The organism is Lelliottia sp. (genome assembly GCF_045627565.1).
Lineage (GTDB): Bacteria > Pseudomonadota > Gammaproteobacteria > Enterobacterales > Enterobacteriaceae > Enterobacter.
The window spans coordinates 15,780-41,077 of record NZ_JAZQNX010000019.1 but is presented as its reverse complement, the minus strand read 5'-3'; the positions used below and the strand labels follow the sequence as shown (position 1 = coordinate 41,077).

The window sequence follows — 25,298 nt, the reverse complement described above, 5'->3', positions numbered from 1 at the left end:
CATGGCAATTAAATTAGAAGTTAAAAATCTGTATAAAGTATTTGGCGATAATCCGCAGCGAGCCTTCAAATATATTGAAAAAGGACTTTCAAAAGAATTAATCCTGGAGAAAACAGGGCTTTCGCTTGGCGTTAAAGACGCCAGTCTGGCCATTGAAGAAGGCGAGATTTTCGTCATCATGGGATTATCCGGTTCGGGTAAATCCACCATGGTACGCCTTCTCAATCGCCTGATTGAACCCACTCGTGGACAGGTGCTGATTGACGGCGTGGATATCGCAAAAATATCCGATGCTGAGCTGCGCGAAGTGCGCAGGAAAAAGATTGCAATGGTCTTCCAGTCATTCGCGCTAATGCCACATATGACGGTATTGGATAATACCGCCTTCGGTATGGAATTAGCGGGAATCCCTGCGGCTGAGCGCCAGGAAAAAGCGCTGGATGCATTGCGTCAGGTTGGGCTTGAAAATTACGCTCATGGCTATCCGGATGAACTCTCGGGCGGTATGCGCCAGCGTGTGGGTTTGGCCCGCGCATTAGCGATTAACCCCGATATCTTATTAATGGATGAAGCCTTCTCGGCGCTCGATCCTTTAATTCGTACCGAGATGCAGGATGAACTGGTAAAACTCCAGGCAAAACATCAGCGCACCGTGGTGTTTATTTCCCACGATCTGGATGAAGCCATGCGAATTGGCGACCGTATTGCCATTATGCAAAATGGCGAAGTGGTTCAGGTCGGCACCCCGGACGAAATTCTGAATAATCCGGCAAATGATTATGTGCGGACCTTCTTCCGTGGCGTAGATATTAGCCAGGTCTTTAGCGCCAAAGATATTGCCCGCCGTGCGCTGAACGGCATTATTCGTCGTACGCCTGGTTTTGGCCCGCGATCGGCGCTGAAGCTGCTGCAGGATGAAGACCGTGAATACGGCTATGTGATTGAACGCGGTAATAAATATGTTGGCATTGTCTCCATCGATTCACTGAAAAGCGCGTTAAGCGAAAATCTGGGAATCGATGCGGCGTTAATTGACGCTCCACTTGCCGTGGACGCCGAAACACCGCTCAGCGAGTTGCTCTCTCATGTGGGTCAGGCGCCGTGCGCCGTACCGGTTATCGGAGAAGAACAACAATACGTCGGCATCATCTCAAAACGGATGTTGCTGCAGGCTTTAGATCGCGAGGGGGCAAACAATGGCTGATCAATCAAACCCGTGGGGAACCACAGAATCCGCAGATAACGCAGCACAATCGGCAGATGCGTGGGGTTCTTCGACGCCCGCGCCTACCGATGGCGGCAGCTCAGCAGACTGGCTGAACAGTGCGCCAGCGCCTGCGCCGGAACATTTCAATATTATGGACCCGTTCCATAAAACGCTGATCCCGCTTGACAGCTGGGTGACGGAAGGGATCGACTGGGTGGTGACGCACTTCCGTCCGGTGTTCCAGGGCATTCGCGTGCCGGTGGATTACATCCTGAACGGCTTCCAGCAAATGTTGCTGGGCATGCCTGCGCCAGTGGCAATCATGCTGTTCGCCCTGATCGCCTGGCAGTTCGGTCGCGCAGGAATGGGGATCGCCACGCTGATCTCACTGATTGCGATTGGCGCTATCGGCGCGTGGTCGCAGGCCATGGTTACGCTGGCGCTGGTGCTTACCGCCCTGTTCTTCTGCATCATCATCGGTTTACCGATGGGGATTTGGCTGGCGCGCAGTCCGAGGGCCGCCAAAATCATCCGGCCACTGCTTGATGCGATGCAGACCACACCGGCGTTTGTCTATCTGGTGCCGATTGTCATGCTGTTCGGTATCGGTAACGTGCCGGGGGTCGTGGTGACCATTATCTTCGCCCTGCCGCCGATTATTCGCCTGACGATTTTGGGTATTAACCAGGTGCCAGCCGATTTGATTGAAGCTTCGCGTTCGTTCGGCGCAAGCCCGCGACAGATGCTGTTCAAAGTCCAGCTACCGCTGGCCATGCCCACCATTATGGCGGGAGTTAATCAGACGCTGATGCTCGCCCTCTCCATGGTAGTGATCGCCTCGATGATCGCCGTTGGCGGGCTTGGCCAGATGGTACTGCGCGGTATTGGCCGTCTCGACATGGGTCTGGCGACCGTGGGCGGCGTGGGGATCGTGATCCTCGCCATCATTCTTGACCGCCTGACCCAGGCTGTCGGTCGCGATTCACGCAGTCGCGGTAACCGTCGCTGGTATCAAACCGGTCCTGTCGGTCTGCTAAGCCGTCCATTCACGAAGTAATCCTGTCAGCACCCGATGGCATATTGCCACCGGGTCTTCAACTCATGAACTTTACGCAAAATTATGCAGGCTGCATCGCGGCGGCAAACGAATGAATCCCCGGGAGCGTACAGGTCGTACGTAACTGGGGTGAATGAGTGCAGCCAACAAAGAAGCGGCCTGAATAATGAAGTGTAATAAGGAACAACGATGCGACATAACGTACTTTTTGCCACAGCGTTTGCCACCCTTGTCTCAACCAGCACATTTGCGGCTGATCTCCCGGGCAAAGGCATTACCGTTCAACCGGTTCAGAGCACCATTTCAGAAGAGACGTTCCAGACTATGATCGTCAGCCGCGCGCTGGAAAAACTGGGCTATACGGTCAATAAGCCAAGTGAAGTAGATTACAACGTGGGCTATACCTCGATCGCCTCTGGCGACGCCACGTTCACCGCCGTTAACTGGAAGCCGCTGCATGATGATATGTACGCTGCTGCGGGCGGGAGTAAAAAATTCTATCGCGAAGGGACATTTGTGACCGGTGCGGCGCAGGGCTATTTGATCGACAAGAAAACCGCCGAGAAATACCACATCACCAATATTGAGCAGTTGAAAGATCCTAAGATAGCCAAACTGTTCGACACCAACGGTGACGGTAAAGCCGACATGATGGGCTGCTCCCCAGGCTGGGGTTGTGAAGCGGTGATTAACCATCAGAACAAAGCGTTCGATCTTGAGAAGACCGTTGACGTGAGCCACGGGAATTACTCGGCGATGATGGCGGATACTATCGCGCGCTTTAAAGAAGGCAAACCGGTTATCTATTACACCTGGACTCCGTACTGGGTGAGCGATGTGTTGAAGCCGGGTAAAGATGTGGTGTGGCTGCAGGTGCCGTTCTCCTCTCTGCCAGGCGAGCAAAAAGATATCGACACCAAGCTGCCGAACGGCATGAACTATGGCTTCCCGGTGAATACGATGCATATCGTGGCGAACAAAGCCTGGGCGGAGAAAAACCCGGCGGCGGCGAAACTGTTCTCGGTGATGAAACTGCCACTGGCGGATATCAACGCGCAGAACGCGATGATGCATGAAGGCAAATCGTCCGATGCAAATATTCAGGGTCACGTTGACGGCTGGATCAAAGCCCACCAGCAGCAGTTTGATGGCTGGGTGAAAGAGGCGCTGGCCGCTCAGAAATAGTCTTTTTCCACTCGCCCTTGGTATGTCCGCACGGACAACGCCCTCTCCTCCTGGGGAGAGGGCTGGGGTGAGGGGGAACAGGCGGCTCGGAGGTTCGTTCCGTTCACCTTTCGTTCTCGGCCTCTTTGTTACACCAGAACCGGTGAACGTGTTAAGGGGGCCATCGCCTTTTGTTTCTGTATTTCCTCAAATACATTTTCTCCTGATAAATAAAGGCACAACGACCCTCACCCCACAATAAAAGTCCGTAATCAGGCCATAGACCAAAACCGCACAATCCACCACGCAACAATTCCCCAACATTCATCATCATCCGTTATGATTGGTTTCTGGAAAAATAATCACTTAACTCACGATTCCTGAATCTCATGACAAAAACAACTCAAGGGCTTAGCCCGGCACTGATCCTTTTAATGTCTGTGGCAACAGGCCTGGCGGTCGCCAGTAACTATTACGCGCAGCCACTGCTGGACACCATCGCGCGCGCCTTTTCCCTCTCAGCCAGCTCCGCGGGATTTATTGTGACCGCTGCACAGCTGGGCTACGCCGCCGGTTTGCTGTTCCTGGTGCCGCTAGGCGATATGTTTGAACGCCGCAGGCTGATTGTCTCCATGACGCTGCTGGCCGCTGGCGGCATGCTGATCACCGCATCCAGCCAGTCGCTCACGATGATGATTATCGGCACCGCGCTCACGGGGTTGTTCTCGGTTGTCGCACAAATTCTGGTGCCTCTGGCGGCCACGCTGGCAGCGCCTGATAAACGCGGCAAAGTGGTCGGGACCATCATGAGCGGTTTATTGCTCGGGATTTTACTGGCGCGAACGGTAGCGGGATTGCTGGCAAGCCTCGGCGGCTGGCGCACCGTTTACTGGGTGGCATCGGTGCTTATGGTGATCATGGCCCTGGCGCTGTGGCGCGGATTGCCAAAAGTGAAGCAGGAAAATCATCTGAATTATCCGCAGCTGCTTGGGTCCGTGTTCAGCTTATTCACACAAGATAAACTGCTGCGGACCCGCGCGTTGCTTGGTTGTTTCACCTTCGCCAACTTCAGCATTTTGTGGACGTCGATGGCGTTCCTGCTGGCCTCGCCGCCGTTTAACTATTCCGAAGGCATGATTGGCCTGTTTGGTCTGGCGGGCGCGGCGGGCGCGTTAGGCGCACGTCCTGCCGGTGGGCTGGCGGATAAAGGCAAATCGCACCTGACTACCACTGCAGGGCTGATTCTGCTGCTGCTCTCGTGGGCGGCTATCTGGTACGGCCATTTTTCAGTGATGGCGCTGATTGTTGGGATTCTGGTACTCGACCTGACGGTTCAGGGCGTGCATATCACCAACCAGACGGTTATCTATCGCCTGCAACCCGAGGCGCGTAACCGCCTGACGGCCGGTTACATGACCAGCTACTTCATCGGTGGCGCAGCGGGGTCTCTGATTTCTGCATCGGCGTGGCAACACGCTGGCTGGACAGGTGTGTGTCTGGCGGGAACACTCGTTGCCGTCATCAACTTACTCATCTGGTGGCGCGGATATCACCTCCAGGAAGCAATTAACTAAGCTTTACATCGGTTTGGGCTTCTTAGGGTGTTAAGGAGCCCTGCAGTCTGTTAAGGTTAACGTAATCATTTATCCCAGAAATTTTAATATGGGTGACATATTAGATTACCGCATGAACAGTTCAGACCTACAGGCTGCTCCCAGCTCCTCCAGGTTGATATTACATCCTATCCGTTTGAAACCTCATGCTGTTTCTTATCGCCCGACCCCGTCTTTCGTGGGCGTTTGCCCTTCCGTTTCTGTGCTCACCGGGTCACGGATTCACCCGGCACTTGCTGACAGTGATATAAGTTTGGCGGATATAACCGCACAAATAATTCATTTACATTATTTGTCACTGTCGTTACTATATCGACTGTAATTAATGAGGTCATGCCCAAATGGATAGTTCGTTTACCCCCATTGAACAAATGCTTAAATTTCGCGCCAGTCGTCACGAGGACTTCCCGTATCAGGAAATTCTGCTGACTCGCCTGTGCATGCACATGCAAGGCAAACTGCTGGAAAATCGCAATAAAATGCTGAAAGCTCAAGGGATTAACGAGACGTTATTTATGGCGTTGATTACCCTGGAGTCTCAGGAAGATCACAGCATTCAGCCGTCCGAACTGAGCTGTGCGCTGGGTTCATCGCGTACCAATGCCACTCGCATCGCCGATGAGCTGGAAAAACGCGGCTGGATTGAGCGCCGTGAAAGCGACAACGACCGCCGTTGTTTGCATCTACAATTGACCGACAAAGGTCACGAATTCCTGCGCGGTGTGCTGCCACCTCAGCACAACTGCCTGCACCAACTCTGGTCGGCGCTGAGCACTACCGAGCGCGATCAGCTAGAGCAAATCACCCGTAAGCTCCTCACCCGTCTGGATCAGATGGATGAAGATGGCGTCATTCTTGAGGCGCTGAGCTAACACGACGACACGCTCAAACATCCAGGTTTAACAATAACTGACAGGCCAGCACATCAAACTGCTGGCCTTTCTGACAACAGGTCGGCTCAGCCGATGTGAAAATAAGAAGATCGTGGAGAACAACAATGAGCGCAAATGCGGAGAATATTCCCCCGCAGCAACCAGCTAACAAGAAAGGCAAACGTAAGAGTGCCCTTCTGCTGCTGACCTTGCTCTTTATTATTATTGCTGTGGCATATGGTATCTATTGGTTTTTAGTTCTGCGTCATATTCAGGAAACGGATGATGCATACGTGGCAGGGAACCAGGTTCAGATTATGGCCCAGGTGTCGGGCAGCGTGACGAAAGTCTGGGCTGACAATACCGACTTTGTGCAAAAAGGCGATGTGCTGGTTACGCTCGATCCGACCGATGCTCAACAGGCGTTTGAAAAGGCGCAGACCGAGCTGGCCTCCAGCGTGCGTCAAACACGTCAGTCGATGATTAACAGTAAGCAATTGCAGGCTAGCATCGACGTACAGAAAACCGCACTGGCGCAGGCGCAAAGCGATTTGAACCGTCGCGTACCGCTTGGCACGGCGAACCTGATTGGTCGCGAAGAGCTGCAGCACGCGCGTGATGCCGTGGCCAGCGCACAGGCACAGCTTGACGTGGCAATCCAACAGTACAACGCGAATCAGGCGATGATTCTGGGCACCAACCTGGAAGACCAACCAGCGGTGAAACAGGCTGCGACAGAAGTGCGCAACGCCTGGCTTGCCCTGCAACGAACCAAAATCGTCAGCCCGATGACCGGCTACGTCTCACGACGTTCCGTACAGCCTGGCGCGCAGATTAGCCCGACTACGCCGCTGATGGCGGTGGTTCCGGCCAATAATCTGTGGGTAGATGCAAACTTTAAAGAGACGCAGCTCGCGCATATGCGTATCGGCCAGACGGCGACTATCGTCAGTGATATTTACGGCGATGACGTGGAATACACCGGGAAAGTGGTCGGTCTGGATATGGGAACCGGGAGCGCGTTCTCTCTGCTGCCTGCGCAAAATGCGACCGGCAACTGGATCAAAGTAGTCCAGCGTTTACCGGTGCGCATCGAACTGGATCAAAAACAGCTGACGGATCATCCGCTGCGTATCGGGTTGTCCACGCTGGTGACCGTTGATACCACCAATCGTGACGGCCAAATGCTGGCGAACCAGGTGCGTACTAATCCGGCTTACGAAAGTAATGCCCGTGAAATCAGCCTTGATCCCGTCAATAAGCTGATCGATGACATCGTGAAAGCGAACGCCGGTTAATCCGAAGGTGAGCGTTATGCAACCGCAAAAATCGCAAAAACCATTGGAAGGCGCGCCACTGGTCATTATGACCATTGCGCTGTCGCTGGCGACCTTCATGCAGGTGCTGGACTCCACCATTGCAAACGTGGCGATCCCAACCATCGCCGGTAACCTTGGCTCGTCACTGAGCCAGGGGACCTGGGTGATCACCTCGTTCGGGGTCGCGAATGCGATCTCGATTCCGATCACCGGCTGGCTGGCAAAACGCGTCGGCGAAGTCAGATTGTTCATGTGGTCGACGGTACTGTTCGTCCTCGCCTCATGGGCGTGTGGGATGTCCAACAGCCTGACGATGCTGATCTTCTTCCGCGTCATTCAAGGGATTGTGGCGGGGCCGTTGATTCCGCTGTCGCAAAGTTTGCTGCTGAACAACTATCCGCCCGCCAAACGCTCTATCGCGCTGGCGCTGTGGTCGATGACGGTAATCGTCGCCCCGATTTGCGGGCCGATTCTCGGCGGATTTATCAGTGATAACTATCACTGGGGCTGGATCTTCTTTATTAACGTGCCGATTGGCGCGGTCGTCGTGCTGCTCACGCTGCAAACGCTGCGTGGTCGCGAGACCAAGACCGAGCAACGACGCATTGACGGCGTGGGGCTGGCACTGCTGGTGCTGGGGATCGGCAGCCTGCAGATCATGCTGGACCGCGGTAAAGAGCTGGACTGGTTTGCCTCGCAAGAGATTATCGTATTGACCGTCGTGGCGGTGGTCGCGATAAGCTTCCTGATTGTCTGGGAGCTGACGGACGATAACCCGATAGTCGATTTGTCGTTGTTTAAGTCGCGAAACTTTACCATCGGCTGCCTGTGTATCAGTCTCGCCTATATGCTTTACTTCGGAGCGATTGTGCTGCTTCCGCAGCTGTTGCAGGAGGTATACGGCTATACGGCAACCTGGGCGGGTCTGGCGTCTGCGCCGGTGGGGTTGATTCCGGTTCTGCTGTCGCCGATTATTGGTCGTTTCGCGCATAAACTCGACATGCGCAGGCTGGTGACGTTCAGCTTTATAATGTATGCCGTCTGTTTCTACTGGCGTGCCTACACGTTCGAACCGGGGATGGACTTTGGCGCGTCCGCGTGGCCGCAGTTTATACAGGGCTTTGCCGTGGCGTGCTTCTTTATGCCACTGACCACCATCACGCTGTCCGGCTTGCCGCCTGAGCGTATGGCGGCGGCCTCGAGTTTGTCGAACTTTACCCGAACGCTGGCAGGCTCAATCGGAACGTCGATTACCACCACCTTGTGGACCAGCCGGGAATCGTTGCACCACGCCCAGCTAACGGAATCGGTTAACGTCTACAATCCGAACGCGCAGCAGATGTACAGCCAGCTCGAAGGAATGGGCATGACGCAGCAGCAGGCGTCCGGCTGGATCGCCCAGCAGATCACTAATCAGGGTCTGATTATCTCCGCGAACGAGATTTTTTGGATTTCGGCAGGGATATTTATCCTGCTCCTGAGCCTGATATGGTTTGCCAAACCGCCATTCGGCGCGGGTGGCGGTGGAAGCGGTGCGCACTAACCGGTTCCACCGACGAGAAAGTTGTCCGTTTCTCTATAGCATCTGTCAGTTCTGATAAAGCAGCGCTCCTGAAATCGCTTCACGATAGTGAAAAGACAACAGGAGCGCATCATGCTGAAACAACCCGCACAAAAATATCAGCCTTTCCCCGCCATCTCCCTGCCCGACCGTCGCTGGCCTGAGCAACGTATCACCCATGCTCCGCGCTGGCTTTCCACCGATTTGCGCGATGGCAATCAGGCGCTCGCCGAACCGATGGACAGCGCACGTAAACTGCAATTCTGGGATTTACTCCTCGGCTGCGGTTTTAAAGAAATTGAAGTCGCGTTCCCATCCGCATCGCAAACTGACTTTCAGTTTGTTCGCCAGCTGATTGAGGAAAATCGCATTCCCGATGACGTCACGATTCAGGTCTTGACCCAGGCGCGGGAAGATTTGATTCTTCGCACCTTTGAAGCGTTGCGCGGCGCGAAAAAGGCCACCGTTCACCTGTATAACGCCACCGCCCCGCTGTTCCGTCGCCTGGTTTTTGGCATGGATAAAGACCAGATTATTGCGCTGGCAACCCGTTCCACGCGCCTGATCCGACAGCTCTGCGAAGAGAATCCACAAACGCGCTGGCAGTACGAGTATTCCCCGGAAACGTTCTGCTTCACCGAGCCAGAGTTTGCGCTGGAAATTTGTGAGGCCGTGGCCGACATCTGGCAGCCGTGCGCCGAGCGCCCGATGATTATCAACCTGCCCGCGACCGTTGAAGTGAACACGCCGAATGTGTATGCCGATCAGATTGAATATTTCTGCCGCCACTTCAGCCGTCGCAGCGAGGTGTGTATTAGCGTGCACCCACATAACGATCGCGGTACGGGCGTGGCCTGTGCCGAACTGGCGATGATGGCCGGTGCGGATCGCGTGGAGGGCTGTCTGTTTGGCAACGGCGAGCGTACGGGCAATGTCTGTCTGGTGACGCTGGCGATGAATTTGTACTCCCAGGGCGTCAGCCCGGATCTGGATTTCAGCGATATGAATCAGGTCGTGGAGGTGGTGGAAAGCTGTAATCAGCTCCCGGTGCATCCACGTCATCCGTGGGCGGGGCGTTTGGCATATACGGCATTTTCAGGTTCACATCAGGATGCGATTAAAAAAGGCTTCGATGCGCGTCAACCGGACGATCGCTGGGAGATGCCCTATTTGCCTGTCGATCCACAGGATATTGGCTGCTCCTACGAAGCGGTGATCCGCGTGAACAGCCAGTCAGGAAAAAGCGGCAGCGCGTGGCTGATTGAGCAGAATCACGGCCTGAAATTGCCGCGTGCGCTGCAGCAAGATTTTAGCCAGCATGTGCAGCAGGAGGCCGACAGCCAGGGGAAAGAGATGACGCAAAACGCGCTCTGGCAGCTTTTCCGCAGCCGTTACGGGCTGGTGCCTTCTGGGCACTTTATCCTGCAAACGTATCGCAGTGAGAGTCTGCAGGACGGACAATTGCGCCTGGCCGCCTCGGTGGTCACCGATGGTGGGACACGGCAGTTTGAGGGCCACGGAAACGGTTTACTGTCGGCCGCCGCCAATGGCATCAGCCACTGGCTGGATAGGCCGTTTGTGATTAAGGATTATCACGAGCATTCACTTGGGGATCGCAGCGACAGCCGCTCAGTGGCGTACATTCGCTGTCTTTTCCAGGATGGTACCAGTCGGTGGGGCGTGGGGATTGATAGCGACGTGGCGCGCGCGTCAATTCAGGCGCTGTTTAACGCCGTCGGTTAGACGTCTTTGAAATAATCGCTGGGAGAAATGCCCATCACCCGGCGAAACATCGCCGTGAAAGCGCTGTGGCTGCCGTAACCCAGGTCCAGCGCAACGCGTAATACCGGCTGGCCTTGCGCCAGGCGCAGCAGGGCTTCAACCAGACGCGCTCTTCTCGTCCACTCCCCGTAGCTTAACCCGGTTTGTTGCTGAAAATGGCGGTTAAGGGTGCGTTCACTCATGCTGGTCAGGCTTGCGGCCTGCGCGCTGCTCCAGGCTAATCCGGGTTCCTGGCGGATCTGCTGACAAAGCTGTCGCAGTGGCTCGCTTTGCGGTTCCGGGAGATGAAACGGCAGGACAGGCATAGTGCGGATTTCATCCAGAATCAGTTCGTAGACCCGCTCATCGCGGCTGCCGGGTGAATAAGATTCAGGGAGATCGAGCGAGGCGACAATAAGCTCACGCAGTAACGGCGAGATCTGCACGATCTGGCAAGACGCCGGCAGATCGGCACGGGCAAGCGGATCGATAAACAGCGTGCGCGCCGCCACGTTGCCGGTGATGCGAAGCGCATGCTGCGTACCCGCGGGCAACCAGACGCCACGCCCAGGCGGAACAACCCAACATCCTGCAACCGTATCAACGCGAACAACCCCGCTCAGGCTATGCAGTAGCTGGGCACAATCGTGCTGATGGTACGGTTCGCTATCACCATGATGATAATCATGAGCGTAAGGAACCAAAGGGCGTTGGGTAAAAGAGAAGGTTGTGGTGGTGGTCATGGGTTAGGCTTCCCTCTCCCTGAGGAGAGGGGAATGGCGCACTAAATGTGCAGCTCTTTCAGCGTTTCTTTCGGCAGCGCCAGCTCTTCGTTACTGTTCACGCGAACATCACGATCGAGAATATGACGAGCGATTTCCTGCGCTTCTTCCAGCGAGTGCATATGATACGTACCGCACTGGTAGACGTTCAGCTCTGGGATCTGGTTCTGCTCTTTGACTTTCAGCACGTCGGCCATCGCCGCTTTCCAGGCATCCGCCACGCGCGTTTCTTCAGGGGTGCCAATCAGGCTCATATAGAAACCGGTACGGCAGCCCATCGGAGAGATGTCGATGATTTCTACACCGTTACCGTTCAGGTGATCGCGCATGAAGCCTGCGAACAGATGCTCCAGCGTGTGAATGCCTTTTTCTGGCATCACTTCTTTATTTGGCACGCAAAAACGCAGGTCAAACACGGTGATCGCGTCGCCGCTCGGGGTATGCATGGTTTTTGCCACACGTACAGCAGGGGCTTCCATACGGGTATGGTCGACTGTGAAGCTATCTAATAACGGCATACGTCACCTCCGATAGTGATTATTTTAAAAATAAAATGAACTCTTTGCTCAACCGCGCGTCTGACTCTATGAAAGACGCGCATTTGTTATCATCATCCCTGATTTCAGAGATGTTATTTTGGCCACAGCTATGTGGCCATTTTCTTTTCTTTCAGGCGTGTTTCGCCAAAAACGCATCGAACGATTCAGTGTCCGCCGCTTCAACTTCACGCTGGCGTGCAATAGATGCCTCGCGTTCTGCAACGAAATCTTCTTCGCTCAACACTTCCAGCGACTCTTGCTGCAACATGTCACGGTACTGCGCAGCGAGCGTACGGCCTGTGCCACCAATGCCTTGATCAATCATAGAACGCAGAATGCGTGCCGAGAACGTCAGCTCAGGGTTATCAAAGCTCTCGACCAGTTGGTCGCACACTTTTTGATATTCCTCACCACCGTAAAGGCTGTCCATCGTCTGCGCGACACGTTTGAGATCGCGGAACAGATCTTTGCCCACTTTTGCCAGCGGGAACTGTGCCGTTTCACAACCAATGCCTAATGTCAGGCCAGGTTTGCGTCCTTCCAGGATCACGCGATTCCAGTTGGTACGCGTACACAATAACTCGTCAGCACTCATTTCCGGCGCATCCGCCAGGACACACCAGACCATAAACAGATCGAGGAAACGGATCTGCTGCTCGTCAACGCCAATGGGCGAGAACGGGTTGATGTCCAGAGAACGGACTTCGATATACTCGATGCCGCCGCGCTCCAGCGCATCTGACGGTGCTTCGCCGCTGCGCGTGACGCGTTTCGGGCGAATCGGCGCATACAGCTCGTTTTCAATCTGCAAAACGTTGCTGTTAATTTGCAGGCGTTTACCGTCTTTTTCGAGCCCGATAGTTTCGTACTCTTCCGACGGGGTTTTGATCGCCCGCTTCAATCCTGCCACATACTCATGCAAATCGTTAAACGTAATACCGAGATTGCTTTGCGACTTATTGGTATAACCCAGATCGCTGAGACGTAATGAGGTGGCGTACGGCAGATAGTACATGCCGCAGTCGGTCTTTTCGAACGGCAGCGTGGTCGGTTTGCCCTGCAGGAAAGAGGAGCAAATCGCTGGCGAAGCGCCGAACAGATACGGGATCACCCAGCCGAAACGGTAGTAGTTACGAATCAGGCGGAAATAACCCGCTGAGATCGCTTCTTTATCCGTTTCACCGCATTTTGCCTGCCAGAACGCCATCGGCAACGAGAAGTTGTAATGCACCCCGGAGATGGTTTGCATCAACGCGCCGTAGCGGTTTTTTAAGCCTTCACGGTACAGCGTTTTCAGTCGACCAATATTCGATGTGCCGTATTGCGCCAGCTCAATATCCTGCCCCTGCTCAATGTAGCAAGGCATGCTGAGCGGCCACATGCGCTCATCACCCAGTTGACGGGCGGTGTAGCGGTGGACATCACGCATTAGCGTCAACATATGATCGATATCACCATCAACCGGAGTGATAAATTCCAGCAGCGCTTCGGCAAAATCGGTCGTGATCCATTTATGTGTCAACGCAGAGCCTAACGACTCGGGGTGACCGGTTGTTGCTAAACTGCCATCCGCGTTTACGCGCAGTGTTTCGCGCTCAAGCCCGCGCTGTATACCCTTCAGGGCCTGAGGGTGCTTTTCCAGCCAGGCTAGCGCCTGTGATACGTCCGGGATCAAATTGACCTCCCGCCTGTCAATAATAGTTATCCAGCATAATTGTAATGGTTGACGATTGAAGGTCGTTTATTCATTCCAACAATTAGTGCCACCACGTCATGCCCTGGAGTGTTGCCAGTGCCACGAGGACATAGCGCAACGCCTTACCAAGGCATAAAAAAAAGAGCACTGGTCCCCATGAGATGCGCATCCACCCTGCCAGCAGACACAGCAAATCCCCTATAACAGGCATCCAGCTTAATAAAAGCGTGGCAGCACCATAGCGTTTAAGCCAGCCTGCTGCCTTTTCCTGCCAGCGTGATTTTTCACGTAGCGGAAAGAAACGACCAAGAATAACGTTAGTCAGCCCTCCAAGGCTATTACCCATTGTTGCTATTAAGACCAACAACCAGGGCTGACTTACGCCTGACAACAGCATCGCGACCAGCACAACTTCGGAGTTACCCGGTAAGAGTGTGGCACTTAAAAAACTGCTGGCAAATAACGAAGCAAGTGACAGTAAGTCACTCACAGTAAGCGAACATCCACAGCATCCATTTCGGCGGCACGCGCAGCCTGAATACCAAAGTCTGCATCCTCAAAAACCACACACCGAGACGCGGAAACACCCATTAACTCTGCACACAGTAGAAAAGTGTCCGGCGCGGGTTTGTGATTTTTGACATGATCGGCTGCAACCACTGCCGAGAAATAGTGACGCAGTCCAAGATGATTGAGCAAGGCTTCGGCAACCGCGCTTTCACTGCCCGTCCCCACTGACATTGGGCGACGGCCATGCCACTCTTTGACAACGTCAATCAGCGGAAGCGGACGAACTGTGTCCAAAAGCATCGCTTTGACGGCGTCGGTTTTTTCGCGAGCGAGCAGGTATGGATCAAGATCGGCATGATTAAGTTCAATTACTGCCTGAGCGATACGCCAGGTTGGCGAGCCATTAAGCGACACCATTGCCTGTAAATCGAAACGCATTCCGTAACGACTCAGAACATCATCCCACGCTTTACGATGAGTGGGTTCGGTGTCCAGGATAGTGCCATCCATATCGAAGATCAGACCGTCATACTGTGCGTACATCGTGCTCTCGCCCAACGATTAACAAAGCGTTACTTTAACGTAAACAAGGATTTTTGTCGCTGACAGTGAGAGTGATAGCTGATGAAATAATTTAGGGGGTGAACATTAGAGGGTGCATCCGGGAGGATGACTCGGCATTGCCTCGCCCTTCGGACCGTTGCTGAAGCAACGCTATCCTTCCAGGCACTCGCGATAGACTCGCAGACCATGAACGAAGAGACTTGCTGTGAATTTGGAGAAGATGGTGCATCCGGGAGGATTCGAACCTCCGACCGCTCGGTTCGTAGCCGAGTACTCTATCCAGCTGAGCTACGGATGCATCAGGATACTGCGTTCGGTGCATCCGGGAGGATGACTCGATAGTGCCTCGCCTTTCGGGCCGTTGCTAAAACAACGTTATTCTCCCTGGTGCTCGCGATAAACTCGCAGACCATGAACTAACAGACTGACTGTCAATTTGGAGAAGATGGTGCATCCGGGAGGATTCGAACCTCCGACCGCTCGGTTCGTAGCCGAGTACTCTATCCAGCTGAGCTACGGATGCATCAGGGTACTGCGTTCAGAAATAGTAAATGGTGCATCCGGGAGGATTCGAACCTCCGACCGCTCGGTTCGTAGCCGAGTACTCTATCCAGCTGAGCTACGGATGCATCGGGATTTACTATGGTACTGCTTGATACGTCATATCACTTCGAAAGCAATATGAAGTAATAGATGGTGCATCCGGGAGGATTCGAACCTCCGACCGCTCGGTTCGTAGCCGAGTACTCTATCCAGCTGAGCTACGGATGCAAAATGGCGGTGAGGCGGGGATTCGAACCCCGGATGCAGCTTTTGACCGCATACTCCCTTAGCAGGGGAGCGCCTTCAGCCTCTCGGCCACCTCACCACACAACGCCTCTTGCGAGTGCTTCGGAGAACTTGTTAAGAGCTCTTCGTCGCTGCGTGGCGCATATATTACTTTCTGGGACTTATAAGTCAAACAATTTTCCACAGACATTTATCGTTTGCACAAATCACAGGCAATTCGCATGCAAAAACCACAAAGAGGGTGTTTTATAAGCGGATTTTGCACGCGTTAAATCAGTTTTCTGCAAGGGAAGAGACAAATTTTGGATGAGATAAGATTCTGGAGAGCGTGAAAAGTTGAGCGAGTGAAATAGAACGGTAACTTTATGCAGGAACAATAGTGAGAGGGTTGCGTCTCGCCGGAAAGCGAGACGCGATAATATCAGTAACTGGACTGCTGGGATTTTTCAGCCTGGATACGCTGGTAGATCTCTTCACGATGGACAGAGACTTCTTTAGGGGCATTCACACCAATACGAACCTGGTTACCCTTTACCCCTAGAACTGTCACGGTGACCTCATCCCCAATCATGAGGGTCTCACCAACTCGACGAGTCAGAATCAGCATTCTTTGCTCCTTGAAAGATTAAAAGAGTCGGGTCTCTTGTATCCCGGCATTATCCATCATATAACGCCAAAAAGTAAGCGATGACAAACACGTAAAGTGTAAGCAGTCACGGCATCACATTCTGTTAAACGTAAGTTTAGCCGATATACACAAACTCAACCTGACTTTATCATTGTCGATAGCGTAGTAACCAATACGCCATAACCGCGAGGTCATGGCGTCTGTTTACGCTTTGTAATTATTACAGTTTAGCGCTTACCCAGCTTTCAACGCTGGCCAATGCCGCTGGAAGTGCCGCTGCATCCGTACCACCGGCTTGCGCCATGTCCGGACGACCGCCACCTTTGCCGCCGACCTGCTGAGCGACCATACCAATCAATTCCCCTGCTTTCACACGGTCGGTCACATCCTTAGAGACGCCCGCAATCAGAGAAACCTTACCGTCGACCGCTGTCGCCAGAACGATAATTGTCGAACCGAGTTGGTTCTTCAGATCATCAACCATGGTACGAAGCATCTTAGGTTCAACACCTGCCAGTTCACTGACCAGCAGTTTAACACCTTTAATATCAACCGCTTTGCTAGAGAGATTCGCGCTTTCCTGAACGGCGGCTTGCTCTTTGAGCTGCTGCAGTTCTTTTTCGAGCTGGCGAGTACGTTCCAGCGCGCTACGCACTTTCTCACCCAGGTTGTGGCTGTCACCTTTCAACAGTTGAGCAATATCGTGCAACTGATCGCTTTCAGCATGCAGGCTGGCGATCGCGCCTTCACCTGTTACCGCTTCGATACGACGCACACCCGCCGCTGTGCCCGATTCAGATAGGATACGGAATAGGCCAATATCACCGGTACGGGAGGCGTGAGTTCCGCCGCAGAGTTCGGTAGAGAAATTACCCATGCTCAGCACGCGAACGCGCTCATCATATTTCTCGCCAAACAGCGCCATTGCGCCTTTGGCTCTGGCCGCCTCGAGATCCATGATGTTGGTTTCGATAGGCAGGTTACGACGGATCTGCGCGTTAACCATATCTTCAACCGCACGGATTTCAGACGGTTTCATCGCTTCAAAATGAGAGAAGTCGAAACGCAGGATTTTGTCGTTGACCAGAGACCCTTTCTGCGCAACATGCGTTCCCAGAACGTCACGCAGTGCAGCGTGCATCAGGTGCGTTGCAGAGTGATTCAGACGAATACGTTCGCGACGTGCTTCGTCGACTTCTGCCTGAACGCCCTCACCGGCTTTCAGAGAACCGGAAGCAAGTTTGCCGATATGACCAATTGCCTGACCGTATTTCTGGGTGTCGCTGACAGAGAAGCTAAAGCCGTTCCCTTTCAGTTCGCCTTTATCGCCGACCTGACCACCGGATTCCGCATAGAATGGGGTTTTATCGAGAACAACAACCGCATCCTGGCCTGCGCTAATGCTGTCTACGGCTTTGCCGTCGACAAACAGGGCGGTGACTTTCGCGTTCAATTCCAGGCGATCGTAACCCTGGAATTCAGATGCGCTGTCCACACGGATCATCGCATTGTAATCGGCGCCAAAACCGCTGGATTCACGCGCACGACGGCGCTGTTCTTCCATCGCGGCTTCAAAGCCCGCTTCGTCCACCTTGATGTTGCGCTCACGACAAACATCAGCCGTCAGGTCAACCGGGAAGCCATAGGTGTCGTACAGACGGAAGGCGGTTTCGCCATCCAGCGTGTCGCCAGTCAACTGAGAAAGTTCTTCGTCCAGCAGCGCCAGACCGCGCTCCAGGGTGCGAGCAAACTGTTCTTCTTCTGTTTTCAGGACCTGCTCAACCTGCGATTGCTGACGTTTCAGCTCTTCGCCTGCATCGCCCATGACGCCAACCAGTGGACCCACGAGTTTATAGAAGAAAGTGTCTTTCGCGCCCAGCATGTTGCCATGACGAACAGCACGACGAATGATACGACGCAGCACATAACCACGGTTTTCATTCGACGGAATCACGCCATCAGCAATCAGGAACGCACAAGAACGAATGTGATCTGCAATAACGCGCAGAGATTTATTGCTCAGATCGGTAGCGCCGGTCACTTCAGCAACAGACTTAATTAGCGTGCTGAACAGATCGATATCGTAGTTGGAGTTAACGTGTTGCAGAACAGCGGCAATACGTTCCAAACCCATGCCCGTATCAACGGATGGTTTTGGCAGTGGCTCCATCGTGCCGTCAATCTGACGGTTGAACTGCATGAAGACGATATTCCAGATCTCAATATAGCGATCGCCGTCTTCTTCTGCTGTTCCTGGAGGTCCGCCCCAGATGTGGTCGCCGTGATCGTAGAAGATCTCGGTGCACGGACCGCAAGGACCGGTATCACCCATCTGCCAGAAATTGTCTGACGCATACGGCGCGCCTTTGTTATCACCGATACGAATAATACGCTCACGCGGGATACCGACTTCTTTCTCCCAGATTTCGTAAGCTTCGTCGTCGGTTTCATAAACGGTAACCCACAGACGCTCTTTCGGCAGGTTGAACCAGTTTTCACCGGTCAGCAATTCCCACGCGTATTGGATAGCGTCGTGTTTGAAATAGTCGCCGAAGCTGAAGTTACCCAGCATCTCGAAGAAAGTGTGGTGACGTGCGGTGTAGCCGACGTTTTCCAGATCGTTATGTTTACCGCCCGCACGTACGCAACGCTGTGAGGTTGTCGCACGGGAATAATTACGCTTATCGAGACCAAGGAATACATCCTTGAACTGGTTCATCCCGGCGTTGGTAAACAGCAGAGTCGGGTCATTGTTCGGTACCAGGGAGCTGCTGGCAACTACCTGGTGTCCCTTACTATGGAAAAAATCGAGAAACGCCTGACGGATCTCAGCGGTGCTCTTGCTCATAATTATCCTGAAATCAAGCTAACGAAATGTCGCAGCCAGCCTGTTCCTGTTGAAGATTGGATGGGCCAGCTACTGGAAAAAGTGGGAATAAGATAAGTTTTCTTTGGAGGGAAGTAAAATGCAGCATGCGTTCAATCAGTAAAATTACGCCATATCGCCTGAATATCTTCCATCAGGTAGCCACGATAGAGTAAGAAACGCTGGATTTTTACTTTTTCTGAAAATTCACTCGGCAAAGGTTCACCGTACTTACGAACGGCCTGATCCCTTGCCAGTTCACCCCAGTCTATATCGCATTCACGCATCGCCTGTTCTGTTGCGTCGCGAGCGATCCCTTTCTGATTAAGTTCCTGACGGATGCGTGCGGGACCGTAACCTTTACGGCTTCGACTGGCGATAAAGCGCGTCACAAAACGGGTGTCATCAAGGTAGCTGTGCTCATAGCACCAGGCGATCACACGGTCATAGTCTTCCTCGGTTGCATCAATCGCTTCCGGTCCATTTTTACCTATGACGGGGGCTGCTAGTTTGCGTCGCAGTTCTTGTTCACTGTGATCGCGTACGGCCAGAATCCGTACGGCACGGTCTAATAAACGGGCGTAGGCAGGACGACGCGGTTTCGATTCACTCATATAAAACCTGCTGTATGACAAATGCAAAAAGGGCCGCAATCGCAGCCCTTGTTTTTACACCCGATGATTAGAAATCAGGGTTGGTTTCTTCAGCATCTGCGGCATCAACAACGAAGTCCGGTTTAGAATCTTCGTTATTGAGGAGAAGCTCGCGCACTTTCTTCTCAATTTCTTTCGCTGCTGCTGGGTTCTCTTTCAACCAGGAGATAGCATTCGCTTTACCCTGACCAATCTTTTCACCGTTGTAGCTGTACCAGGCGCCTGCTTTTTCAATCAGCTTCTCTTTTACGCCGAGGTCAACCAGCTCGCCAAAGAAGTTGATACCTTCACCATAAAGGATCTGGAATTCAGCCTGCTTGAATGGTGCAGCGATTTTATTCTTCACAACCTTCACGCGGGTTTCGCTGCCGATCACGTTATCGCCATCTTTCACTGCGCCGATACGGCGGATATCCAGACGAACGGAGGCATAGAATTTCAGTGCGTTACCACCGGTAGTGGTTTCCGGGTTACCAAACATCACACCAATTTTCATACGGATCTGGTTGATGAAGATCAGCAGCGTATTAGACTGCTTAAGGTTACCGGCCAGTTTACGCATTGCCTGACTCATCATACGTGCCGCGAGGCCCATGTGAGAGTCACCGATTTCGCCTTCGATTTCCGCTTTCGGCGTCAGCGCGGCAACGGAGTCAACAACGATAACGTCAACCGCACCAGAGCGTGCCAGCGCGTCACAAATTTCCAGCGCCTGCTCACCGGTATCCGGCTGAGAACACAGCAGATTGTCGATATCTACACCGAGTTTACGGGCATACACGGGATCCAGCGCGTGTTCTGCATCGATAAACGCACAAGTTTTGCCTTCGCGTTGTGCTGAAGCAATAACCTGTAAGGTTAGCGTGGTTTTACCCGACGATTCCGGTCCGTAGATTTCTACGACACGACCCATTGGCAGGCCACCCGCACCCAGTGCGATGTCCAGAGAAAGCGAACCCGTGGAGATCGTTTCCACATCCATGGAACGGTCTTCACCCAAGCGCATGATGGAGCCTTTACCGAATTGCTTTTCGATCTGGCCCAGCGCTGCCGCCAACGCTTTCTGTTTGTTTTCGTCGATAGCCATTATTACTCCTGTCATGCCGGAAATCCGCTTACGTATTCCCGGGAGGTGAAAACTGTTCTGTTGAAGCAATTATACTGTATGGTCATACAGTATCAAGTGTTTTGTAGAAATTGTTGCCAGAGCGTTTTTAACGCGTATTCCGTTGCCTGACGGCGCACGCTTTCGCGATCGCCGCTGAAGCACTCGCGGCGGGTGATTCCCTGGCCTTGTGCGGTGGCAAAACCAAACCAGACGGTACCAACGGGTTTCACGTCGCTACCGCCATCGGGTCCGGCAATACCGCTGACAGAAATCGCAAAATCTGCCTGCGCGGCCTTAAGCGCCCCGATTGCCATTTCAACCACCACCGGCTCGCTCACCGCGCCGTGTTGTTCAAGGGTCGGTTCACGCACCCCAATCATCTGGGCTTTGGCTTCGTTGCTGTAGGTCACAAAACCGCGTTCGAACCACGCGGAGCTGCCCGCGATATCCGTAATCACTTTTGCTACCCATCCGCCAGTACAGGATTCCGCCGTTGTCAGCGTGGCGCCACGCTGCTTCAACGCCAGCCCTACCACTTCGCTCAGCTGCATCAATTCATGGTCAGTCATCATCGCTTTCGGCTCCTGAAAAACATGCAGCACAATGTAGCACTTTCTCGTGAGATAGGGAGATGAGGTTCGGGTTTTACGAGGAGGCTTCAGAAAAAGCCGATACGATGGCATCGGCTTAAAAAGAGAATTACTTCATGCTATCCGCAATCGTTTTGACGTTATGGCGAAAGGCTTTGACGTAGGTATCCGCCACGCCACCTTTGGCCGACAACGCCTCAGGGTAAAGCTCTCCACCTGGCTGCGCGCCCGTTGCAGTGGCAATTTGTTTCACCAGACGCGGATCGAGCTGGTTTTCCATAAACCAGGTCTTCACGCCGTCTGCCTTAATCTGATCGATGATTGCCGCCACCTGCGTAGCGTTCGCCTCGCTCTCGGAAGAAAGCCCCTGCGGAGCAATAAAGTTCACCCCGTAAGCACGGCTAAAATAGCCGAACGCATCATGGCTGGTCAGCACTTTGCGTTTTTGCTGGGGAATCTGGCTAAATTGCGTTTTTGCCCACCTATCCAGCTGCGTTAGCTGAGCGATATACGCCTGACCAGAAGCCTCCAGCGCCGCTTTATCTTGCGGATCGGCCTGCACCAGACCTGCCAGAATATTTTGTGCATACAACGCACCGTTAGCCGCGCTGTTCCAGGCGTGAGGGTCGGTGACACTTTTGCCCTCCTCTTCTAAGGTGTGGGTTTTGACTCCAGAAGAAGCCACCACCAGCGTCCCTTTAAACCCTGACGCTTTGACCAGCCGGTCGAGCCAACCTTCCAGCCCCAAACCGTTCACCACCACCACATCGGCTTTACTCAGCGCCGCACTGTCTTTTGGTGAGGGCTCAAAGGCATGTGGATCGCCATCCGGGCCAACCAGCGTCGTCACGCTCACATGCTTGCCGCCCACTTCCTGCGTAATGTCGCCGAGAATGGAAAAACTCGTCACCACATTCAGTGTCTTAGCCAGCGCGCTCTGCGTCATGAACCCCAGCAACAGCGCAATCATTACCCCTGTACGTTTCATCTTCACTTCCCCTTGCGTTGAAAAAGCGCACGCAGATTGCTGCGCGAGCCAAATAAAACGGAAAAAATAAACAATGCGCTGGCGGTCAATACGATAGACGGCCCGGCAGGCAAACTGACCGCCCACGACAGGCTCAGCCCAAGCCAGGCGCAAAAAATCCCGCTGATGCCCGCCATGAGTAACAGCCCCGGCAATGTTCGCATCCAGCAGCGTGCAGAAACGGCGGGCAGCATCATTAACCCCACCGCCATCAGCGTGCCCAGCACCTGAAATCCGGCGACGAGGTTAAGCACCAGCAAGGCAAGAAACAGTCCATGTAACAGTCCGGGCAACACGCGAGAATTAACCTGCAACCAGGCGGTATCGAATGCTTCGGTGACCAGCCCGCGATAGAAAATCGCCAGCATCAATAAGGTGAATATGCAGACGCCCGCCACAAACAGCGCCGCGTCGTTATCGACCGCCAGAATGGAGCCAAAAAGCAGGTGCAAGAGATCGACATTAGAACCGCGAAGCGAAACCAGCGTGACGCCCAGCGCCAGCGAGCCAAGGTATAGCCCCGCAAAGCTGGCATCTTCTTTTAGCGGCGTGCGACGACTGACCAAACCGGCAATCAGCGCAACGATAATTCCGGCAATAAACCCACCCACGCTCATCGCCAGCAATGACATCCCGCTGAGCAAATACCCCACTGCGACACCGGGTAAAATGGCGTGCGACAAGGCGTCGCCCATCAGACTCATACGACGGAGCAGTAAAAAAACACCCAGCATCGTGGTACTCACGGAGAGTGCCAGGCACACCACCAGCGCACGACGCATAAATCCGTATTCAATAAATGGCTGAAAAAAAAGGTGCCAGATCATGCCACCCTCGCGCGCACGGTTGCCCAACAAGGCGTGCTGGTATCAAGTCGCAGCGTCTGGGGGAAATGGCGCGCCACGCGCTCGCTATCATGCAACACCGCCAGGACGGTTTGCCCTTGCAAATACATATCCAGCATCAATTCCATTAGCACGTTACAGGTGGTTTCATCTACGCCAGCAAAAGGCTCATCAAGCATCACCAGCGGCGCGTTCTGCACCAGCACTCTGGCAAAAAGCATGCGCTGGAACTGACCACCAGAGAGTTCATCAATCGTCGATGCAGCCAGCGCCTGCAGCCCCACCCGCTCAAGCGCGCTGGCGATACGCAAACGCGTTTTACGCTGCAATCCCGACAATAAAGAGATGCCGGGCCAGCAGCCCATACTCACCACATCCTGAACGGTCAGGGGAAATTGCGCTTCCAGCGAGTGGCGCTGGGCCAGCCAGCCGATAACCGGACGTTTTTCCTGCCAGCGAAAAGCGCCGCTCACCGGAGGAATAAACCCCGCGAGCGTTTTCAGCAGCGTCGATTTCCCGCAGCCATTCGCACCGATAATCGCCGTCATACTGCCGCGCTCAATGACGCCATTCAGCGCCTGAGTGACCGGCTGGCCGTCATATCCGGCCACCAGATTTTGTAGCTCAATCATGGGAGGATCACCGCCCAGCGCACCGCCAAAACGATCATCGCTATCAAACCGAACGCCATCAGGAGTCGCGCCAGAGCGGAAAGAGAGAAAAAAGAGATAGACATATTGACACCGAAAACAATGTTATAACATAACACTAATAAATTGCAGCGCAGATGTAAATGCAGAAGATGATGATGGAGTGTGGCGAAATGTTACCGCTGCCCTTCTTACCGGTAGCGGTAAAGATGAGGCGCTAAGTATCAAACAACGACCTGATGGTTTGCCGGAGGTGAAACCCTGCTCCGGCAAACCATTCAGCGGTGGGAAAACTTACTGACTAAACGGAGACGCCGCAGGCACACGCGCCAGCGCAACCGCCTGACCCAATTGCCACACCGCCATCGCGTAGTGCGTGCTGTGGTTGTAGCGGGTGATCGCGTAGAAATTCGGCAACCCGTACCAATATTGATAACCCGTACCAATATCCAGACGCAACAAACTCACCTGCTGATTATTATTCAGCGGCTGCATCGGCGTTAACCCGGCTGACGCCAGTTGCGCCACGCTGTATTTGGTTTTGAAACCATTTTCCAGCCCAGGCGCCTGACCGTTAGCCTGCACGGCGACCGGCTCGCCTTTCACCCAGCCGTGTGCTTTGAAGTAATTCGCCACGCTACCGATGGCATCCACCGGATCCCACAGATTGATATGCCCGTCACCGTTAAAGTCCACGGCGTATTCTTTATAGGACGACGGCATAAACTGGCCGTAACCCATTGCGCCCGCGAATGAACCTTTCAGATCCAGCGGATCGTCCTGCTCGTTGCGCGCCATCAGCAAGAAGGTTTCCAGCTCTGATGAGAAATATTCTGCGCGGCGCGGATAGTTAAAGGAGAGCGTCGCCAGCGCATCAAGAATGCGCGTTTTGCCCATCACGCGGCCCCAGCGGGTTTCCACGCCAACAATCCCGATGATGATTTCAGGCGGAACGCCGTAAACCTGCCATGCGCGGTTCAGCGCATCTTCATATTGATTCCAGAATGCCACGCCGTTTTGCACGTTGTCGGGGGTGATGAACTGTTTACGATAGCGCAGCCACGCACCGTTCGGCCCTGTCGGCGCCTGCGCGGTTGGCGCTTGTCTGTCCATCAGGCGCAGCACGTAATCCAGACGTTTGGCCTGGGACAAAATTTCGTGCAGTTGCTGTCGGTTAAAACCGTGCTTGCTCACCATCTTATCGATGAACTGTTCGGCCGCTGGGTTGTTGGCGAAATCACCGCCCATCTGCATGACATTGTGCTGCGGCTCCAGCAGAAAACCGCCGGAGGGCGCGCCAGCCGTCTGTTGAACTTCCTCTGTTTTCGGTTTGCTGCTACAGGCAGCAAGCATAATCAGCGCGGGAATGAGCGCTGCGTAACGACGCTTGACCATGAGACATCCATTGAAAGAATTCGATAAGTGGCAAGTATGGTAAAGCATCCGCGACACCTCAAGGAAGGGGTTCTGTGGCGCGAAGCAAAATCTTTCGGTATT

22 protein-coding genes and 5 tRNA genes are annotated in these 25,298 nt (G+C 53.7%); 8 read left to right on the top strand and 19 right to left on the bottom strand.

Annotated elements, in window-relative coordinates; genetic code table 11:
• The first annotated feature begins 1 nt into the window (after position 1).
• From proV to leuA, 8 genes are all read left to right on the top strand, one after another.
• On the top strand, positions 2-1,204 hold the full coding sequence (gene proV, locus ACKI5T_RS10800; RefSeq protein WP_015960151.1) for a glycine betaine/L-proline ABC transporter ATP-binding protein ProV: 1,203 nt from the start codon (positions 2-4) through the stop codon (positions 1,202-1,204).
• Positions 1,197-2,264 carry a glycine betaine/L-proline ABC transporter permease ProW gene (gene proW, locus ACKI5T_RS10795; RefSeq protein WP_407437346.1) on the top strand — a complete coding sequence of 356 codons (1,068 nt, stop codon included), beginning with the start codon at positions 1,197-1,199 and terminating at the stop codon, positions 2,262-2,264. Before proV ends, proW begins: the two co-directional genes overlap by 8 nt.
• 189 nt (positions 2,265-2,453) lie before the next feature.
• Positions 2,454-3,449, top strand: a complete 996-nt coding sequence (gene proX / locus ACKI5T_RS10790) for a glycine betaine/L-proline ABC transporter substrate-binding protein ProX (RefSeq protein ID WP_015960153.1) — start codon at positions 2,454-2,456, stop codon at positions 3,447-3,449.
• 368 nt (positions 3,450-3,817) lie between these two features.
• On the top strand, positions 3,818-5,002 hold the full coding sequence (locus ACKI5T_RS10785) for an MFS transporter (RefSeq protein WP_015960155.1): 1,185 nt from the start codon (positions 3,818-3,820) through the stop codon (positions 5,000-5,002).
• A gap of 380 nt (positions 5,003-5,382) precedes the next feature.
• The gene (gene emrR / locus ACKI5T_RS10780) at positions 5,383-5,913 is read left to right on the top strand and encodes a multidrug efflux transporter EmrAB transcriptional repressor EmrR (protein ID WP_015960156.1); all 531 of its coding nucleotides are present in this window, start codon (positions 5,383-5,385) and stop codon (positions 5,911-5,913) included.
• Positions 5,914-6,038: 125 nt separating this feature from the next.
• Positions 6,039-7,211, top strand: coding sequence for a multidrug efflux MFS transporter periplasmic adaptor subunit EmrA (emrA, locus tag ACKI5T_RS10775; RefSeq protein WP_015960157.1), 1,173 nt, complete (start codon positions 6,039-6,041; stop codon positions 7,209-7,211).
• Between the two features lie 16 nt (positions 7,212-7,227).
• Positions 7,228-8,775, top strand: coding sequence for a multidrug efflux MFS transporter permease subunit EmrB (emrB, locus tag ACKI5T_RS10770; RefSeq protein ID WP_407437342.1), 1,548 nt, complete (start codon positions 7,228-7,230; stop codon positions 8,773-8,775).
• Positions 8,776-8,886: 111 nt separating this feature from the next.
• Positions 8,887-10,536, top strand: coding sequence for a 2-isopropylmalate synthase (gene leuA / locus ACKI5T_RS10765; protein ID WP_407437340.1), 1,650 nt, complete (start codon positions 8,887-8,889; stop codon positions 10,534-10,536).
• Here the strand turns inward: leuA and ACKI5T_RS10760 are convergent.
• The 19 genes from ACKI5T_RS10760 to mltB all read right to left on the bottom strand — a co-directional run bounded on the left by ACKI5T_RS10760 (position 10,533) and on the right by mltB (position 25,196).
• Complete coding sequence (locus tag ACKI5T_RS10760) at positions 10,533-11,297, bottom strand: AraC family transcriptional regulator (protein ID WP_407437338.1); 765 nt, start codon at positions 11,295-11,297, stop codon at positions 10,533-10,535. The two genes, leuA and ACKI5T_RS10760, sit on opposite strands and share 4 nt — an antisense overlap.
• 41 nt (positions 11,298-11,338) lie before the next feature.
• The gene (gene luxS, locus ACKI5T_RS10755) at positions 11,339-11,854 is read right to left on the bottom strand and encodes an S-ribosylhomocysteine lyase (RefSeq protein WP_015960161.1); all 516 of its coding nucleotides are present in this window, start codon (positions 11,852-11,854) and stop codon (positions 11,339-11,341) included.
• A gap of 151 nt (positions 11,855-12,005) precedes the next feature.
• The gene (gene gshA, locus ACKI5T_RS10750; protein WP_407437336.1) at positions 12,006-13,550 is read right to left on the bottom strand and encodes a glutamate--cysteine ligase; all 1,545 of its coding nucleotides are present in this window, start codon (positions 13,548-13,550) and stop codon (positions 12,006-12,008) included.
• A gap of 82 nt (positions 13,551-13,632) precedes the next feature.
• On the bottom strand, positions 13,633-14,061 hold the full coding sequence (locus tag ACKI5T_RS10745) for a YqaA family protein (RefSeq protein WP_133631216.1): 429 nt from the start codon (positions 14,059-14,061) through the stop codon (positions 13,633-13,635).
• Entirely contained in the window at positions 14,058-14,624 is a 567-nt protein-coding gene (gene yqaB / locus ACKI5T_RS10740; RefSeq protein ID WP_407437334.1) for a fructose-1-phosphate/6-phosphogluconate phosphatase, read from the bottom strand. The genes ACKI5T_RS10745 and yqaB overlap by 4 nt, the downstream gene beginning before the upstream one ends.
• A 242-nt stretch (positions 14,625-14,866) precedes the next feature.
• Positions 14,867-14,943 (bottom strand) — tRNA-Arg (locus ACKI5T_RS10735).
• 148 nt (positions 14,944-15,091) lie between these two features.
• A tRNA-Arg gene (locus ACKI5T_RS10730) sits at positions 15,092-15,168 on the bottom strand.
• Between the two features lie 29 nt (positions 15,169-15,197).
• A tRNA-Arg gene (locus ACKI5T_RS10725) sits at positions 15,198-15,274 on the bottom strand.
• A 65-nt stretch (positions 15,275-15,339) separates the two neighbouring features.
• A tRNA-Arg gene (locus tag ACKI5T_RS10720) sits at positions 15,340-15,416 on the bottom strand.
• A 4-nt stretch (positions 15,417-15,420) separates the two neighbouring features.
• Positions 15,421-15,513: transfer RNA gene (locus ACKI5T_RS10715), tRNA-Ser, on the bottom strand.
• Positions 15,514-15,855: 342 nt separating this feature from the next.
• Positions 15,856-16,041, bottom strand: coding sequence for a carbon storage regulator CsrA (gene csrA, locus ACKI5T_RS10710; protein ID WP_000906486.1), 186 nt, complete (start codon positions 16,039-16,041; stop codon positions 15,856-15,858).
• 241 nt (positions 16,042-16,282) lie between these two features.
• Positions 16,283-18,910, bottom strand: a complete 2,628-nt coding sequence (gene alaS / locus ACKI5T_RS10705; protein ID WP_407437332.1) for an alanine--tRNA ligase — start codon at positions 18,908-18,910, stop codon at positions 16,283-16,285.
• A 131-nt stretch (positions 18,911-19,041) separates the two neighbouring features.
• Positions 19,042-19,542 carry a recombination regulator RecX gene (recX, locus tag ACKI5T_RS10700; protein WP_407437330.1) on the bottom strand — a complete coding sequence of 167 codons (501 nt, stop codon included), beginning with the start codon at positions 19,540-19,542 and terminating at the stop codon, positions 19,042-19,044.
• 67 nt (positions 19,543-19,609) lie between these two features.
• The gene (gene recA, locus ACKI5T_RS10695; protein WP_015960167.1) at positions 19,610-20,668 is read right to left on the bottom strand and encodes a recombinase RecA; all 1,059 of its coding nucleotides are present in this window, start codon (positions 20,666-20,668) and stop codon (positions 19,610-19,612) included.
• Between the two features lie 92 nt (positions 20,669-20,760).
• Positions 20,761-21,258 carry a nicotinamide-nucleotide amidase gene (pncC, locus tag ACKI5T_RS10690; protein WP_041689711.1) on the bottom strand — a complete coding sequence of 166 codons (498 nt, stop codon included), beginning with the start codon at positions 21,256-21,258 and terminating at the stop codon, positions 20,761-20,763.
• A 130-nt stretch (positions 21,259-21,388) separates the two neighbouring features.
• Positions 21,389-22,267, bottom strand: coding sequence for a metal ABC transporter substrate-binding protein (locus ACKI5T_RS10685; protein ID WP_407437328.1), 879 nt, complete (start codon positions 22,265-22,267; stop codon positions 21,389-21,391).
• Between the two features lie 2 nt (positions 22,268-22,269).
• Positions 22,270-23,133, bottom strand: a complete 864-nt coding sequence (locus ACKI5T_RS10680; RefSeq protein ID WP_407437326.1) for a metal ABC transporter permease — start codon at positions 23,131-23,133, stop codon at positions 22,270-22,272.
• Positions 23,130-23,783, bottom strand: a complete 654-nt coding sequence (locus ACKI5T_RS10675) for a metal ABC transporter ATP-binding protein (protein WP_407437324.1) — start codon at positions 23,781-23,783, stop codon at positions 23,130-23,132. Before ACKI5T_RS10675 ends, ACKI5T_RS10680 begins: the two co-directional genes overlap by 4 nt.
• Positions 23,784-24,095: 312 nt before the next feature.
• Entirely contained in the window at positions 24,096-25,196 is a 1,101-nt protein-coding gene (gene mltB / locus ACKI5T_RS10670) for a lytic murein transglycosylase B (RefSeq protein WP_407437322.1), read from the bottom strand.
• Between the last annotated feature and the right edge of the window lie 102 nt (positions 25,197-25,298).